General features: G+C 58.1%; 13 protein-coding genes and 2 pseudogenes. 10 read left to right on the top strand and 5 right to left on the bottom strand.

Annotated features, from left to right (window positions below):
• Window positions 1-35: 35 nt before the first annotated feature.
• A pseudogene (locus IB277_RS13655) lies at window positions 36-905 on the bottom strand (zinc-dependent alcohol dehydrogenase family protein); the annotation flags it as partial.
• Between IB277_RS13655 and IB277_RS38875 the strand changes: the two are divergent.
• The 3 genes and pseudogenes from IB277_RS38875 to IB277_RS13640 all read left to right on the top strand — a co-directional run.
• Window positions 905-2,335 (top strand): annotated as a pseudogene (locus tag IB277_RS38875) (PAS domain-containing protein); the annotation flags it as partial. The pseudogenes IB277_RS13655 and IB277_RS38875 overlap by 1 nt on opposite strands.
• Window positions 2,336-2,339: 4 nt before the next feature.
• Entirely contained in the window at window positions 2,340-2,975 is a 636-nt protein-coding gene (locus IB277_RS13645; RefSeq protein WP_192371073.1) for a response regulator transcription factor, read from the top strand.
• 3 nt (window positions 2,976-2,978) lie between these two features.
• Entirely contained in the window at window positions 2,979-3,359 is a 381-nt protein-coding gene (locus IB277_RS13640; RefSeq protein WP_192371072.1) for a response regulator transcription factor, read from the top strand.
• On the opposite strand, the gene IB277_RS13635 is transcribed toward IB277_RS13640, so the two are convergent.
• Window positions 3,331-4,296 carry an AraC family transcriptional regulator gene (locus tag IB277_RS13635; protein ID WP_192371071.1) on the bottom strand — a complete coding sequence of 322 codons (966 nt, stop codon included), beginning with the start codon at window positions 4,294-4,296 and terminating at the stop codon, window positions 3,331-3,333. The two genes, IB277_RS13640 and IB277_RS13635, sit on opposite strands and share 29 nt — an antisense overlap.
• Before the next feature lie 103 nt (window positions 4,297-4,399).
• On the opposite strand from IB277_RS13635, the gene IB277_RS13630 reads away from it, so the two are divergent.
• From IB277_RS13630 to IB277_RS13615, 4 genes are read left to right on the top strand one after another with little or no spacing between them, the layout of a single operon-like run.
• Window positions 4,400-4,852 (top strand): nuclear transport factor 2 family protein, encoded by a 453-nt coding sequence (locus IB277_RS13630; protein WP_192371070.1) that lies wholly within the window; start codon window positions 4,400-4,402, stop codon window positions 4,850-4,852.
• Window positions 4,849-5,940 (top strand): Gfo/Idh/MocA family protein, encoded by a 1,092-nt coding sequence (locus tag IB277_RS13625; RefSeq protein ID WP_192371069.1) that lies wholly within the window; start codon window positions 4,849-4,851, stop codon window positions 5,938-5,940. The genes IB277_RS13630 and IB277_RS13625 overlap by 4 nt, the downstream gene beginning before the upstream one ends.
• A complete protein-coding gene (locus IB277_RS13620) occupies window positions 5,933-6,967 on the top strand; it encodes a zinc-binding dehydrogenase (RefSeq protein WP_192371068.1) in 1,035 nt (344 codons plus the stop codon). Before IB277_RS13625 ends, IB277_RS13620 begins: the two co-directional genes overlap by 8 nt.
• Before the next feature lie 4 nt (window positions 6,968-6,971).
• Window positions 6,972-7,964 (top strand): NAD(P)-dependent alcohol dehydrogenase, encoded by a 993-nt coding sequence (locus IB277_RS13615; protein ID WP_246805949.1) that lies wholly within the window; start codon window positions 6,972-6,974, stop codon window positions 7,962-7,964.
• Window positions 7,965-8,002: 38 nt separating this feature from the next.
• On the opposite strand, the gene IB277_RS13610 is transcribed toward IB277_RS13615, so the two are convergent.
• A complete protein-coding gene (locus IB277_RS13610) occupies window positions 8,003-8,911 on the bottom strand; it encodes a LysR family transcriptional regulator (RefSeq protein ID WP_309140351.1) in 909 nt (302 codons plus the stop codon).
• Window positions 8,912-9,012: 101 nt separating this feature from the next.
• Here IB277_RS13610 and IB277_RS13605 point away from each other — a divergent pair, with 101 nt between their 5' ends.
• The 3 genes from IB277_RS13605 (at window position 9,013) to IB277_RS13595 (ending at window position 11,333) form a co-directional block, all read left to right on the top strand.
• A complete protein-coding gene (locus IB277_RS13605) occupies window positions 9,013-9,936 on the top strand; it encodes an SDR family NAD(P)-dependent oxidoreductase (RefSeq protein ID WP_192371065.1) in 924 nt (307 codons plus the stop codon).
• Entirely contained in the window at window positions 9,933-10,775 is an 843-nt protein-coding gene (locus tag IB277_RS13600; RefSeq protein WP_192371064.1) for an NAD(P)-dependent oxidoreductase, read from the top strand. The genes IB277_RS13605 and IB277_RS13600 overlap by 4 nt, the downstream gene beginning before the upstream one ends.
• 117 nt (window positions 10,776-10,892) lie before the next feature.
• A complete protein-coding gene (locus IB277_RS13595; protein ID WP_192371063.1) occupies window positions 10,893-11,333 on the top strand; it encodes a DsrE family protein in 441 nt (146 codons plus the stop codon).
• 487 nt (window positions 11,334-11,820) lie between these two features.
• Here IB277_RS13595 and IB277_RS13590 read toward each other — a convergent pair whose 3' ends face one another.
• Window positions 11,821-15,039 (bottom strand): DEAD/DEAH box helicase, encoded by a 3,219-nt coding sequence (locus tag IB277_RS13590; RefSeq protein WP_192371062.1) that lies wholly within the window; start codon window positions 15,037-15,039, stop codon window positions 11,821-11,823.
• Window positions 15,036-16,349, bottom strand: coding sequence for an EH signature domain-containing protein (locus IB277_RS13585; RefSeq protein ID WP_192371061.1), 1,314 nt, complete (start codon window positions 16,347-16,349; stop codon window positions 15,036-15,038). The genes IB277_RS13590 and IB277_RS13585 overlap by 4 nt, the downstream gene beginning before the upstream one ends.

Here is a 16,349-nt window from a genome sequence, read left to right as displayed (position 1 = left end):
TTTCTTTAGTTGGGGATTTGACGGGCCGACCGCAATCAATCGAGCTCGACAACTAGCTTGCCGTTGGCCTTTCGGGTCTCGATTAGCTCGTGGGCGTTTGCAGCGGTCTCGAGAGTGAATTTCCTCGGATCGAGACGTGGTGACACCTTCCCTGCCTCCACAAGTTTCGTAGCCTCCCGCATGATGTCGCCATGGTGCTCACGCCCCTCACCGGTCAAAAGAGGGATCAGAGTGAAGACACCAGAATACGTAGCAGACTTGAACGAAAGGGGCGCCAAGGCATGAGTTCCCCAGCCAAGGCAACTCACTACGTGTCCGAACCGGGCGACGGCCTTGAATGCAGTGTCCAATCCCCCGCCGCCGACGGTGTCGTAGACGACGTCGAATCCTTTGCCGCCGGAGTACTTTGCAACGTAAGCCTCTACGTCCTCGGATGAATAGTCGATCGGTTTCGCGCCCAAACCGCGCAGATAGTCTGCCTTGCTCCCGGAATCGACGGCACTGACGTCAGCTCCCAGCGCCACAGCGATTTGGACGGCGATATGCCCAACGCCACCGCCGGCACCAATCACCAAAACTGATTGTCCCGCCTGAACGTTCACTCGATCGACGAGCCCCTCCCACGCGGTGATGAAGATCAGTGGCAGTGCCGCCGCTTCGCGCATCGAGAAGTTCGACGGCTTGATTGCCAGAAGTCGCTGGTCAACCGCCGCATACTCCGCAAGCGATCCTTGGTTACCGCCCACGCCTCCGGTCATCCCGTAGACCTCGTCGCCTCGAGAAAACCTGGTCACGCTGTCACCTACCTCCTCCACGACCCCGGCAAGATCGATTCCAAGTATCGCAGGTAATCCATGTCGAGCGTGCGCCGCGGCTCCGGCACGGATTTTGGTGTCCAGGGGGTTGGTGCGCCTCCCCGGCGGGCGTGCCGATCTACCAGAACCCCAAGACCCTCGACTACCTCGGAGCGACATTCGAAGAGATCAGGGGGAACAATTTCGGTGTTGTTCATCAGGATGATGTTGAAGGTTTCCAGTCGGCGTGGGCGGTCTGTGTCGAACGAAAGGCATCACTCTCATTGGTCTGCCGGTTGCGATACAAGGACGGCACCTACCGTTGGAACAGGATCGATGCCGCCCCGCTGCTCAGCGAGGAGGGTGAAATCATCGAGTGGTATGGGACCAACGTCGACATCGAGGAGCTTCATCGGACCCAGGAGGAACTCCGGGCGAACGCCGACCAGCTGAGATTGATGCTCGACACGCTTCCTGCCTTTGTGTGGTGCGCGAGCCCGGAGGGGCAGCCCACCTATTTCAACAAGCCCTTGATGGAATATTCCGGCGTCACGCTCGAGGAACTTCGTGGGATAAAGGGCTCGGGTTTCGCGCCGATGATAAGCAGCCTCGTCCACCCTGCGGACGCGGCTTGTCTGCGGCATCGCTTTGAGCAAAGCTTCAAGTCCGGCGAACCCATTGCACTGAAATACCGCCATCGTCTGGCCGACGGCCGCTATCACCTCGTCGATTGCAGGGCACGTGTCCTGCGGGACTGCCAAAGCAGGCTCTTTCAGTGGTACGGTGTCATTGTCGACGTCGAGGAGGAGAGGCAGGCGCAGTCGCAGCTTCAGAAGGCCCAGCATCAGCTCGAACTCGCGACACGTGCTGCCAGTCTGTCTGAATTGTCAGCCTCGATTGCCCACGAGCTGAACCAACCTTTGGTCGCTGTCGTGACCAACAGCAGCGCTACCGAAAGCTGGCTTCGTGCGACTCCTCCAAACATCGAACGGGCGAAGACCAGTGCCAGGAAGGCTGCAGATGCCGCGAACGACGCGGCCGAAGTGATCAGCAGGATAAAGGCTCTCTTCAGGCAATCAGGCGGGGCGAAAAGCCCGGGAAACATCAACGATGTCATTGAGGAGGCCTGCACGCTGCTGCGCGAAAGGATTTCGGGTTCGAAATGCGATCTGCGAACTCACCTGGAGCCGGACCTGCCTGCCGCAAACTTCGACAGGGGCCTCATCCTCCAAGTACTTGTAAACCTTATTCAAAACGCCATGGACGCAATGGCGACCTTGAATGGAGCAATAAGACTGCTGGAAATCAGATCGCGGTTCGACGACGGCAAAATCCTCGTGGATGTGCGCGACAGCGGTGTCGGACTACATGACAACGAGAAGATATTCGAGCCATTCTACACCACGAAGCATAACGGCATGGGGATCGGGTTGTCGATCTGCCGAAGCATCGTCGGCGCACACGCGGGAAAGTTGTGGGCTTCGCCCGCTGAGCCCAGCGGCACGGTATTCAGCTTTGCACTTCCCTTGTCCGGAGGATAACCCGATGCACAGTCAGGAGAACGCGGTCTTCGTGGTAGACGACGACAAGCGCGTCCGAGACGGGCTTTCAGAGCTCCTGGAATCGTGGCAGATCAAGGTTGCGACGTTCGCAACCGCGCAGGAATATCTGGATTCACCAAGGCCCCAGAATCCTTCGTGTCTCGTACTCGACATACAGCTGCCAGATATCGACGGTTTCGAACTCCAGGCTCGGTTGGCGGATGAACCGCATCCGCCTATCATTTTCATAACGGGCCACGGCGACATACCAATGACTGTCCGCGCGATGAAGCTGGGCGCAGTTGATTTCCTTCCGAAGCCGTTCAGGGAACACGAGCTGCGCGCTGCGATCGAATTGGCACTCGCTCGCGATTGCGAGGCTCGACGCGATCGGGCCTCCCTTAGTGAGCTACAATCCAGGCTAAAATGCCTTTCCGCCAGGGAACGCGATGTCCTTCCACTCGTTGTAAGTGGGCTAATGAACAAACAAGGTGCAGCGGAGCTTGGAATAAGCGAGATCACCTTCCAGATCCATCGAGGCAACATGATGCGCAAGATGCATGCTGACTCCCTTCCCGATCTAGTGCGAATTGCCTCCAAACTAAGCATACCGATTACCCGCTCCCGACATGGAAACTGACGAATGGTCGCGCAGGCGGGTCATACCCTTGCAATTGTAGATGATGACAAGCGTGTTCTTGACGGGCTGCGTGAGCTTCTCGAGTCCGCAGGTTACCTTGCCCGTACCTATAGGTCGCCGAAGGCATTTCTCTCCAATGGAGACCTCTCCGCGTATGACTGTATTATCACTGACATCAGCATGGGCTCGATGGACGGATTCGAGTTGGAACAGGCGGTCAGAGGCCGTCTACCGGAAATGCCAATGATACTGATGACAGGCCGCAGCGACATCGAGGATCGTGGTTTCGCAGGAGCGGATAGGCGAAGGGTCTTCATGCGAAAACCACTGAACAGCCAGGTGCTTCTCCAGGCGATTACGCGGCTTCTTGCATTTCCGCAATGATCGGGGTCACCCGGCCTTCCTTTGCCCTCGCGAGGTTTTTTCTATATTGGCTGGGCGCGCTTCCCATCACCCTCCTGAAGGCCTTGGTGAAAGCTGCCTCCGACCGATACCCCACGCTTCGCGAGATCATGGAGAGCTTGTCTGCGTTGTTTTCAATCATTCTGGCAGCCTGGTAGATCCGCCATTCTGTCAGATATTCCAGCGGGGGTTGTCCCACGACATCCTTGAAGCGGGCGGCGAACGCTGAGCGCGACATACCAGCCTTCTTTGCGAGTTGATCCACCGTCCACGGCATTTGGAGCTCTGAGTGCATGGCATAGACCGCCAAGACCAGATTCCTGTCGGAGACTGCCGCGAGCCATCCCGTCTTTTGCGCCGATCCTTGCTGAGCGAAAGCACGGATCGCATGAACGAAAAGCAATTCGAACAGGCGACGCACCACGGCATCCGAACCGAGGCCCGGAGCATCTGCTTCTGCCGCGAGCAACTCAAGCACGGACTGGAATTGCCGGCTCCGGCGCTGCTCCGATTTGAGGTGAAGCAATTTAGGCAGAACATTGAGCAAGGGCCGAGCGTCAAGTCCGTCAAGCTCGAAGAAGCCGCTTATGAACGTGGTCGTCGCCCCGCCTCCACCGAACTGAATCCTATTGCCTACACGAAGGGTCTCGACATCAAGACAGTCCGCGGTGCGCGAGTCCGCGTGATCGTAAACTTGGTAAGGCTCGTTTCCGAACATGATGAAGACATCGCCTGCGAGCAACGGCACTGGCTTGGGATTTTCCCTTGTGGTCAGAACTCCCGATCCGCGGACCACGAGAACAAATTTAATCGCCGGGTCACCATCGGAGGCGACGCCCCATGGGGCAGTCGCGTCCAGCGTCGTGAACTTCGCTTTCCTAATTCGCATCGAAGAAAAGATGTCGCTCAAAGGATCCAACTAAATGTTCCTATTATGGACGATCACGCCAAAACTTGGGACGATCGAGACTGAAGGCTCTTGCGTGTCATCGCTATATGGAGGCTCGAAAAGGAGATTCCAATTGCAAAACCATCACGCCGTGGTCGAAACCATACGCACGTTGAAAGCTCGCTACTGCCGATACGTGGATACCCAGAACTGGTCGGAATTTGCTGCGATGTTCGCACGGCACCCGTCGCTCCGCTTTATCGGCGAAGACGGCGTCGTGCTGGCCGAGTTTGGCTCCCTCGACGAATTCCTGGCCGTCACCAAGGGCTATCTTGCTGGGGCACGGACAATACATCAGGTACACAATGACGAGATTGATGTCATTTCGGAGACCGAAGTCCACGCCATCTGGTCCATGGAAGACTATCTGATTTTTCCCGATGTCAATGACAACCGTCCGGCGTCGATGCACGGTTACGGCCATTATCACGAAACATGGCTGCTCGAAGACGGACAGTGGCGCCTGGCGCACCTGGAGCTTCGCCGCACGATCCTAGAAATCAAGCCGAAGGAGAATGCGGCATGACCCTCAATCCCATCAAAGTCGGCATCATCGGCGTTCATCCGGAAAAGGGCTGGGCTACCACCGCACATATCCCCGCACTGAAAGCATTGCCTGAGTTCCAGATCGCGGCTGTGAGCCACAACAGACCGGAAATAGCTCGAGCGTCCGCCGAGAAGTTTGGCGCGGATCGCAGCTACGGAACGACGCATGAACTTGTGACGGATCCGAACGTTGACCTGGTCGTCGTGACGGTCAAGGTTCCACATCACCTTGAGCTCGTCACGATGGCCCTGGAAGCAGGTAAAGCCGTTTTCTCGGAGTGGCCCTTGGGGATGAACCTGCGCGACGCCGAAAAAATGCTAGCGCTGGCCAAGAGCCGGAATGCATTTACAGCGATAGGCCTTCAAAGCCGTTCCGCTCCGGCCATCAACTTTATCAAGGATCTAATCAAGGACGGCTATGTCGGCGACGTACTGTCTGTTTCCGTCATCGGGTCTGGTATCATCTGGGGCGAGGAGATCAACGAGAGCTACCTGTACACACTGGATATGGCAAATGGAGCTTCAATGTTCCATGTGCCGTTCGCCCACACGCTTGACGCAACCCTCTACGCCATCGGCTCGAGACTGAAGTCCGTCGGTGGCGCGCTGTCGAACAGTCGCGCGATGACCCGTATAGCGGAGACAGGGAAAGAGGTTCCATTGACAGCGCCAGATCAAATCATTGTCGCTGGCTTGCTCGCGAACGGCGCAGCCCTCAGCGCCCACTTCCGCGGCGGTCTCTCGCGTGGCACGAACTTTCACATCGAGATCAACGGCACCAAAGGCGATCTCATCCTGACGAGCCCCGTCGGTTATATCGGGCTGGGCGGTTTCACTGTAAAGGGCGCACAGGGGCCCGAGCAGATGCAGGAATTGCCAGTACCGCGTCGCTACGAGACCCTCGGCATCGAGGAAGGTTTCAGTCAAAGCGTCGGGCTTGCCTATTCCCGCATCGCGTCCGACATGAGAAATCAAACCAGGCTGTCTCCTTCATTCGAAGACGCGGTGAACCTGCACCGCGTTTTGGATGCAATCGTCTCAGGCAACGGGGAACGACGCGATGTCTGAGAAAATGCAGGCACTTGTTGTCACCAGACCCGGCGGGCCTGAAGTCCTTCAGGTGCGCGAAGTTGACCGCCCTCGACTACGGGACGAGCTTGATGTTCTGGTTGAGGTGAAGGCGGCCGGCATTAATCCTGCGGATTGGCAGAACAGGAAGAATGGGGCCGTCTACGACAGCGAAGGAAGTTCACAGAAAGATCCTACAATCCTCGGCATCGACGGTGTCGGCGTTGTGGTCGAAGCCGGACGAGACGCGGTGAACGTCAGGGTTGGCGACGAGGTCTGGTACGTGGACGGCGGCTACGCCGGAAACCCCGGGAGCTATGCAGAATACAAGGTCGTCCGTGCCGATTACGTCACTGCAAAGCCGAAGAAACTGACCTTCGTGGAAGCCGCCGCCCTGCCAGTTGTGGCCCTTACCGCATGGGAGGCCGTGTTCGAAAAGGCGATGGTTAGCCGAGGTGATCATGTACTGGTCCACGGTGGCGCTGGCGGCCTCGGGCATATCGCAATCCAGTATCTGACTTCTCTTGGAGCCAGGATCGCCACCACCGTTTCAAACGAGGCTAAGGCCGCATTTGTGAGGGAGCTGGGTGCCGACATAGCAATTAACTACCGGGAAGAGAGCGTCGAGGAAGCCCTTCAGGCTTGGCGAGGCGAGCCCGGCGCGAAAGTCGTATTCGACTTCGTGGGCCACCGAAACTTCGCGGCAAGCTTCGCCCATACGGCGCCCTACGGACGCCTGATAAACACTGTTGTATCGGATTGGCCCGCCGAGGGAAACGGCCCGGCCGAGTGGAAGAACCTGGACATCAGCTTCGTCAACATAGGCCTGCCGCAGATCAGCCGCCATCATGCACATCGCCTACGCCAAACCGCTGCACTCTCACAGATTGCCGAACTCGTTGATCGGGGCAGTTTGCGGGCACGCATTGACAGGGTGGTGTCTTTCACCGGCGTCGGCGAAGCGCAAAGGGCGCTTGAAGCAGGCGAAACTCTGGGCCGCCCGGTCCTTTTGATCTCAGGTGAATGAAGCGATGCAACGTTGGGAATATCGGCCGCAGGAACGCGGTCTCACACTATGTGACGTTCCGATCCCGGAGCCCGGACCGAGGGAAGCTCTCGTCAAGGTGAAAGCGGTGTCTCTCAACTATCGGGATGCCGCCCTGATCGACGGAGCGATGGATTCTGGCCCAGACGGAGTCCTGGTGCCGGGGTCAGATATGTCGGGAGAGGTTGTGCGACTGGGACCGGATGCAAAACGCTTCTCGATCGGAGACCGTGTCATCTCGGCGGATACCATGAACTGGATCGATGGTCCGGCTCCGCCATACGAGACCAATAGCGTCCCGCTTCTTGGAAGGCTCGCCGAATATGTGTGCGTGCCAGAAGACCGCCTCGTCGCTCCGCCGAAGAGTCTCACGAATGTCGAAGCAAGCACCCTCCCCGTCGCGGGACTGACGGCATGGTTTGCGCTGGTTGAACTTGGCCACGTAAGAGCCGGACAGACTGTTGTGGTTCAGGGTACGGGAGGTGTCGCGTTATTCGCCGTACAGTTTGCCGCGGCGCACGGCGCGCGCGTTATCGTGGTGACGAGTAGTGACGAGAAGGTTGAACGTGCGCGCGCGGTCGGTGCTTCCGATGGCATAAATCGCCAAATCCATCCTGCCTGGCACGAGCGTGTGTTGGAACTCACCGATGGCTTTGGCGCACATCACGTACTGGAGATGTCGGGCGGCGAGAACCTTGGACTCTCCGTTGTTGCGCTGGCTCTAGGTGGGCGGATATCTCTGGTCGGGTTGCTAGGGAGCTCGGAAATCCGTGCGCCGATCGGACCAATCCTCTTCAAGCGGGCACAAATCGTCGGCATCGGTGTGGGACATCGCCGGGCGCAGGAGGACATGGTCGCGGCGATCGACCGGCTATCCCTGCGACCGGTGATCGACAGGACCTATACATTTGCACAAACTCCGGAGGCGATTGCTCATCTCCGGCGCGGTCCGTTTGGGAAGGTTGTCGTGTCCATGTGAAGAATTCGGGACCCGGTGCCAAGGGCTGCGGGTCTCGGTTAAGCTGGCGGCTGTTGAAGACCCTGTTCACGAAGGAACGAAACGAAGGCGCGCATAGAGGCGCTCAAATGGCGATGTCGAGGATAATACAGTGATAGCCCGGGATACGGTGGCGTCCATTCTTCCAGGACCTGTTCAAGGATTCCGGCATCCAGGGCAGAACCAGCCATCCACTTGGTCACGTAAGCAAGCCCGTAGCCGTCGATGGCGGCTGCCAGAATGAGGCGGGAATTATCAAGGACCAGCCCACCCCTTGTCTCGATAGCCATAGCCTCCCCCCGCCGTTCGAATTCCCAACGGTAAAGACGCCCGCTGGGCATCCGAAGTTGAATGCATCGGTGATCGACCAGATTGGCCGGCGAACGCAATGCAGGCGCGTTTGCTAGATAGGAGGGAGCGGCTACCACGACATGCTGTTGCATCAGCCCAATGGGAACGGCGATCATGTCGTCGGACACAATTTCACTGGAGCGGATGCCGCAGTCGAAACCGTTCTCCGCGATGTCGACCAGCCGTCTCTCGCTCACCACCTCAACCTGCACGTCGGGAAACGACGCCATGAATTTGAGCACGAGCGGACCGAGAACCTGTTCGGCAGCCGTAGCATCGGCGTTGATCCGTAGGGTCCCCGACGGCCGGGAACTAAAGTCACTCAATTCGTCGGCTGCCTTGGCGATCTCATCCAGCGCGGGTCCCAGCCGGGCAAAAAACCGCTGCCCGGCATCCGTCAGAGAGACATTGCGCGTGGAGCGGTGAAAGAGCTGGACGTTCAGACGGTTCTCAAGGTTGGCAACGCTGTGGCTGAGGGCAGATGGACTGAGGTCACATCTGCGAGCGGCAGCGCGAAATCCGCCAGACTGAGCAACGGCAACGAAGGCCGCCAGCTCGGCAGGCGAAAGCGCACTCACTGTCCGAAATATCTCATCATACTGTTCAGTTGTGTCCATCTAAACAGAACAATGCATCAGGGTTATCTGAGTTGCAACCACAACATTGAAAGGTCGAAGCAATGACTGACCAGCCTCCTTTTGGATTCTCGACTACTGCATCAGAAGTGCTCTCTGGGATAGATTTAACTGGCAAAACGATGATCGTCACAGGTGGAGCCAGCGGCATCGGTATCGAGACGGTGAAGAGCCTCGCTGCGGCAGGAGCGTCGGTCACCATCGCTGCGCGCCGCCCAGATGCTGCCGAAGAGGTTGCCCAATCGCTCAGAGCCGAAACGGGCAACCTGAAAATCGAAGTGCGTGCGCTCGACCTGTCCGACCTGAAGTCTGTCCGTGCTTTCGTCAGCGACTGGGACCAGCCTGTCCACGCTCTCGTCAACAATGCCGGGATAATGATGTTGCCCGAGTTGGAGCGCTCTGCCGAAGGTTGTGAGATGCAGTTCGCGACGAACTTCCTCGGTCACTTCGCTCTGACGCTTGGCCTGCGTCGACACTTGGCGAAGGCCCAAGGCGCACGTGTCGTCTCGGTCAGCTCGACAGGCAGTCTCTTTGGTCCGGTGTTCTGGGACGATCCACATTTCCGGTTCATGCCCTACAATCCCCTGCTCGCATACGCTCAATCCAAGACTGCCTGCATTCTGCTCTCGATCGGCATCAGAGATCGCTGGGCTTCCGATGGAATTGTCTCGAACGCACTTAATCCCGGTGCAATCGCCACCAATCTTCAACGTCACACCGGAGGATTGAGAACGCCCGAACACCTCCGTAAAACACCTGAACAAGGGGCTTCCACATCCGTGTTGTTGGCCGCGTCTCCAGTCGTGGAAGGAATAAACGGACGGTATTTTGACAACTGCCAAGAGGCCCCGTTCGCTCCAGAAAGACCTGAGGGCAAGCTTGAAGGCGTAGCGTCTTACGCACTCGATAGTGCAAATGCCGATCGCCTTTGGGAGATGTCTTTAAATCTTGCCGGAGAACTGAAATGAACGAGGTGCGACGTGTGGGATTTATCGGACTGGGTGATCAAGGTGCGCCAATGGCAACAGGGATTGCCGAGAAACATGACCTTCATGTGTGGGCAAGGCGTGAATCCTCCTACGAGGCCCTTGGACACTCCCCGCATAAACGGGCCTGCAGCGCGGTCCACCTAGCGGCTAGCGTGGACGTCTTGTGCCTTTGTCTTCGAAACGACGCAGATCTGCATGAGCTGTTCGCGGATCGCAGCCTGTTTCGCGAACTTGGCAGGGATAGGGTCATCATCAACCATGCCACAGGCGATCCGATCGAATCGGAAGGATTTGAACGACTTGCGGCCGAGTGGGGCGTCCGGTTTCTCGATGCGCCGGTTAGCGGCGGACGCCCAGGTGCGGAAGCTCGCTCGCTCACCTGTTTCGTCGGCGGAAGACCTGACGCACTCGACGAAAGCCGCGCCATCATCGAGTGCCATAGCTCCAGCATCATAGCCATGGGTCCGGCAGGTTCCGGACAGACGGCGAAGCTCTGCAACAATGCTCTCACGATTTCCAACCTCCGCAATTTGGTCGAAGTGTTCGCGATGGCGGACAAGCTGGGGCTGTCGCTGGTCGGCCTACGCGAGGCGTTCGCGCACAGCAGTGGAGGTAGCTTTATCCTCCAGGCTCTCGGAACCAAGGTAACGATGACGAACGCGCCTCACATCGCCGAGCTCAACCGAACGGACCTGCTTGAGTTCGCGGACGCCATGCGTCGAAAGCACATCGATCCCACGGCTCTGCTGCAATGGGGAATCAGAGGCCCAGACGGCTTAGAAGATCTGGTTCGTCGATTGCAGCAGTCGGGCAGCTAATATGAACCCATGATTGGTAGGGGCTGACCCGATGTGTAGCTTTGTTGAAGCGGGCATCTTTCCACAATGTGAAACGTAAGACGCTCGCGCCAAACCCGCTAACAAGGGAATGACGCCATGTCAGACGCCAGTCATGCAATCACTATCGATGTCCCGGTTGAGCTGAAGTCTGTAAAATCCGTGCACAGCATCGGCTCGCTCCAGTTCGAAGGCGATCTGCCTGCCGCGATTTTCCACCTTCAACTCATTACCGACGACATAGCGAACTGGGGCGCTGACTCCGAAGTCATCGTGGTATTCCACACGAACGCGGGACACCTCACGCTGCATGACGAGGCGTACAACCAGACACGGAAGATCGCAGCCGGAAACCCCAACAAGAACCTGATAGCCGATTTGGTGAAGCGAGGTGTCAAGATAGAGCTCTGCGGGGCCACCGCAGAGGCAAACGGCTGGGGCAATGCGGACCTTCTTCCAAACGTGAAAATCAACACGGACGCGATGGCGCGAACCATCCAGCTTGTGCAAGAAGGATTCGTAAAGATTACGGAGGCGTAGTCGCGTCGGCTCTACGCGTCCTTCTCGAAGTAAAACCGATATGTCGCCTAGATTCCCCAGCAATCCAAAAACCGAGCCCGGGAAAATCCGAGACGCGAGCACGGCTCGTTAGCAGCTTCGAAAATACGCTCGACGTTTCGAGTACTGGCTAAGCTTCCTGAAGGGAATTCTTGCAAGCAATAAGGTCGAGACCGCCGAGTATGCCCCACTCGCAGTCGAAGCTCAGAACTTCGCTCCATCTCCTTCAAGATCCCGATGCGCTAGAGCCCATTGAAGACCTCCGCATATGGCAGAACGAGCCAAACGAAATCTACGAAATGGTCGAAACGATTGTCTCCATGCGCTGACCTGCGAGCAGCAGGCCGCGGACCAGAGCTCGTACATGAGGGAATCCTGGCGCGAGCGCTGTCTCGTTAGACAGGAAGACTGTTCCAGGCTGCCCACTTGTTTGCTTAGCTGAGCGGGGTGGTGGCATCCTATTGTCCGTTCACTCGGGTAGGACGAACTCTGGCCAAAGCGCACTGGTCGTAAGTCTGGAATGCGGAACTGGCATCTCTTTTCCAACGTGATCCGTCTGCATCGAAACAACGGCGGCATCCAAGTCAGAACGGATGGAGTTCGATGGGATAGTCCGGCCACTCGAGACGACGATTGACGCGCCGCCGCGTCGAGGGCGTATGCGTATTGCATTCTCGTCCAGCATTTCGGCGGTTAGATCAGCTCTGCCCTCGAGTATGCCATCCAATTCCAGTGCTTGGTTCTCGATCTCGACATCTGAAGCTTCGACAACCGCGTCATAGAGCATCCTTGTCTCGCCTTCGGTGGCCTCGGCCGGCCAGAGAACCCGTTCGGCGATCGAACGTTTCCGCTTCATAAGGCGCTGTAGAAGACAGTCGAAAGAGCCCGCGCCCAGCCGAGTGTGAACCGCAAGCGGGATATGGACCGTGACGGGCATCGTTTGACCGATACGATGGGTGCGGTCATTGCATTGCTCTTCGACGGCGGGGTTCCACCAACGGCTCAGATGAATCACATGATTGGCTGCGGTGAGTGTCAGGCCCGTGCCTGCGGCTCTCGGCCCAAGCACCAGGACGTCGAACCCACCGTCGTTCGTTAGGTGTCGTTGGAACCGGTCCGTAATTTCCTTCCGGGCATCAATCGTCGTGTCGCCGTTGATAATCATCACAGTCTCGAGATTGAACTCCAATCGGACAACTTCCGCAAACCAAGCTTGAACGTCCCGGTTCTCTACGAACACCAGAGCGCGTTCGCCCTTTGATTTGATGTGACGCAGGATGTCCATCGCCGCCTCGACCCGTGCCGCCGACGCGCTGAACTCCTCGGTGGTTTCGCCTTCCAGTAGGCCGGGATGCAGCGATATCCGCCGGATGTGATGAAGGAGCGCGAGCATCATGCCGCCCTTACGGCGCGCCTCGTCATATCTCAGCATCTGAGGCTCGGACATCTCCCTGGGGTGGAGGATCCGCACCTTGGTGGGCAGCCCAGGTGCGGCATCGGTCTTCAGCCGTCTCATCGCTAAGGGCGGACGCTCATGCTGCCCTGAGAACAATGCATGGTGCAGGGCCGACATGTTCTCTTCCGTGGGAATACCGAAGACCCGTTTGAATTGCGTCAACGCACCGAGCGCCCCGGGGAAGAGTTGGTCCATCAGCGCCCAAAGGTCTTTGGTCGCGTTCTCGATGGGTGTCCCGGTCAGTCCGATCCGGAAGTCCGCATTCAGCGATTTCGCCGCCTTAGCGCGCATTGTCACTGGGTTTTTAACGAACTGGATTTCGTCGAAAATGGCCACCGCGCATTGAAGCTCCATTAGGCTGATCGCGAAGTTCGCGAGCGTCTGGTAGGTGGTTATCACAACGGGCGCGCCATTCTCGAGAGATCGGATTTTATCCAGATCGAGCAAGGCTTCGCCCTCGCGGATGTCTTGGCCCGAGAGACCTTCCTTTTTGAATTCGGCCAAATGGGAGCCATACAAGCGTACCGGAGTTCCAAGAGCGCCTGCGGCGAGATGTCGATCTATCTCCGCTTCCCAGTTCAGAAGCAGCGACGTTGGAGCCACGACGAGGAAAGGTCGGTGCGGAACGGCGCCGGCGTCCATCTCGGCCCTAAGCCATGCCATGAATGACAGCGTCTGGAGCGTTTTGCCCAACCCTTGCTCGTCAGCGTTCAGAACGCCGGGAATGCCCGCCTGCCAAGCCGCCACCTGCCATTTGAGCGATGTCGACTGATGGGGCTGCAGCGCGGTTCTGACGGCATCGGGAACCCTGAATTCTGCCTCGTTTCCCCGCGGGCGCACCACGGCCTTGAAGTCGACCTCCCAGAAGTTGTCGTGGGTCACCGGCAGGTAGGCATCCAGCGAAACAGAGGGTGCATCGATCGGCTTCTGCCTCAGGTACTCAGCCAACCGCCTCGAGACCGCTTCAAGTACTTCGGCGATCGCAGGTATTTCGCCAACCGCGTGGGTAATAGAAGGCACGTATTCGGCGATTGCAGTGCGTAGAGCCTCGACGACTTCCGCTAGCTGTTCATCCTCGATCTGAGAAAGGCGATCGGCCAGTTCAGCATCTATGGAGGAGTTCAGCCATTTCGTCCCCGAACTCTCGATCCCTTCGATTTCTTTCGTCTGCCATTTGGCGACACCGAGTACCCGAGACACCCATTCGGTGGTCTCGACCCACGCTCGAGAGGTTTCTTGCTCGACTCTTTCTGCCCTGGCGGCCGGGCTCATAAGAGCGGTTATGCGTCCGTCATCCTCCATTTGACGTTCGATCGCCGATTGAATTATCCGGCCAGCGTCTGCGATAAACGCGCGTCGCCCCGCTTCATCGGCCGTTGCATACCTTGCGATAGCATCAAGAACAGGAGCGGCCGAGCGATCAACGATCAAAAACTTCCCGTCGGCAACCCGGTATGCGGGTTGAGCACCGCGACGCATGGCTCCGTTGCGAAATTCATCCAGCTCACGCCCTTTGAGGGCGGCAACATCGGCGGTGTCTCTCTCTGGATCTGGTTCAGGAGCACCGACGAAAGGGAGCGGGAAGAACTTCGTATCATCGCCGGAATCGAACGCGATGCCGACCGAGTCACAGGTTACCACCGAAAGATTGCGCAGGAACCCTTCCAGGTTCTCCTGCGATGCCGGTTCGTCCGACGCCTCGAACAGGCGGCGGAACTTCCCCAATTCCAGCCAATGGTCCGTAACCGATGTCCCCTCCTTGAGGGCATTAGCCTGCTGGATGGCGGAATAGATCTGACTTGGCAACCGCATCATTTGCGCCGCGGAGCCGAGAAAGGCTCCCTGAAGCGGCAAGGTAACCGTCCTACCGTTCTTTTCCCACCACCAGTCAATGCCGAAGTCAGGGCTTCCAACGGTCCCGGCAAGTTTCGCCTTGAAGACATAGCCTGTCATCAAGCGCGGAAGTCCCAGTGCGGAAGCGGTGTTGGAGTCCAGCTGCGCTGCAAGTGGATGGCGGATCACGAGACCATTTTCGGCTATCTGATGCAGTTCACCCAACGGATCCAGATGTCTCAGTCGCGCCACCGCCAATGCCGTTGCGCGCTCCGACTTGGTCAGAGCCCGCAGGTCGACCGCCTCCCGTCGCCGGAACGCCGAAAACCATCCTCTTTTCTCCGGCGCAACGGTGACGTATGCAGCCTCGTTATCCACTCGAAAATCAAACTGGATCATCGGACCACCCGCTCCTCCACCCATCTCTTCCAATGTCCGGGTTGGTCATGGATTCTTGTGTCGGGATGGCCGGCCCCAAGGATAAGGGCCTCGGCGTCGTAGCTCGCCTGATACAATTTCGGCGCACGACTGTCGGTGTCCGAGAACACGTGGACACGATAGTCATGCGAGCCTTCGACCACGATGTATCGACCTATGCGCATTACGAGCAGACAGGTGTCTTTGCGAGCTTTCGATGTCTGCCTACCTGCCACCACGCTTGCGGCGTTGGCCGATTTGGCAAACATGCTTTCAGCAATGGCCGCCGCAAAGGGCGACAACGCCACCCATGCCTCGTCTACAAGGCCGCGGTTGAAGAGCCCCTTCCAGAAATCGTGCCGAGGCGGCCACATGTGATTGGCCGTCGACCTCGTGATGACCGACAAGAGGGCGTCCATGCTCGCCCCGGCAAGCCATCGTACCAACACGCCTCGACACGGCGGGCTGACAAGCGACCAAAACTCCGGCCGCTTATTTCGAGGATCTCCGTATGCGTCCGTTATACGATCCAGGAGTCCCTTACGGTATTCTTGGTCGGGCATCTTGTGGAGCCACGGGCTCAGCAACTTCTCGACGGCGCCGGCGGCCATTTTGTCGCTTGCCCTCGATCGACCGTCGGGCAGTATCCATCGGAATACCTGCGCGACTTGCGCATCCGTCTTGATCTCGGGCAGTGCCCGCAACCAGGCCTCATGTAGTTCCTGCATCAGGTTGCCCGAGTGGGGAGAGGAGACGCCTGCCCCCGCCAGCCATCGATACGGGTCAGGCTCCATGACCATCCGCTCGGCAAGATGTTCCGGAGCATGACTTGCATCAAGCGCCTGCGGGATGGATACAAAAACGTTCTGCCACCGTTTGGATAGATGTGACGATCGCTCCTGCATGATGCCGGCCAGCCATCGCGTCAGTTGACCGCCGCGTGACCACCCGGCGAAATACCCTTCAGCAGCCGCGTCGAGAAGCACGGGATTGGTGGTGGCCTGCACTTCCCGTCGCACGAAACCGAGTGTCGGCGTGTCGAGTTCCTCGGCACGCCCAAAGGCGGCGCTCGCCAGCATCCCCACTTCCCCGACCGTGACGCTCTCCCATTCCCAGTCGCGAAGGGCTGCTGCAATTTTCGCTTTCACTTGATCGAGCGTAGCGGGCGAGGTGCGACTGACTTCCGGAAAGGCCTTGAAAACGGCTTGGACCGCTTGGCTCAAGCCGTCGATGCTCTTGCCTTCGAACTTTTTGCGATGAGGCATCGCACGAAGCGTTTCCAGGAGTGACAC

The organism is Ensifer sp. ENS07 (genome assembly GCF_014852185.1).
GTDB classification, from domain to species: domain Bacteria; phylum Pseudomonadota; class Alphaproteobacteria; order Rhizobiales; family Rhizobiaceae; genus Ensifer; species Ensifer adhaerens.
Note: the sequence above shows the minus strand (reverse complement) of the source record. Positions and strands in the feature narration are given on the sequence as shown.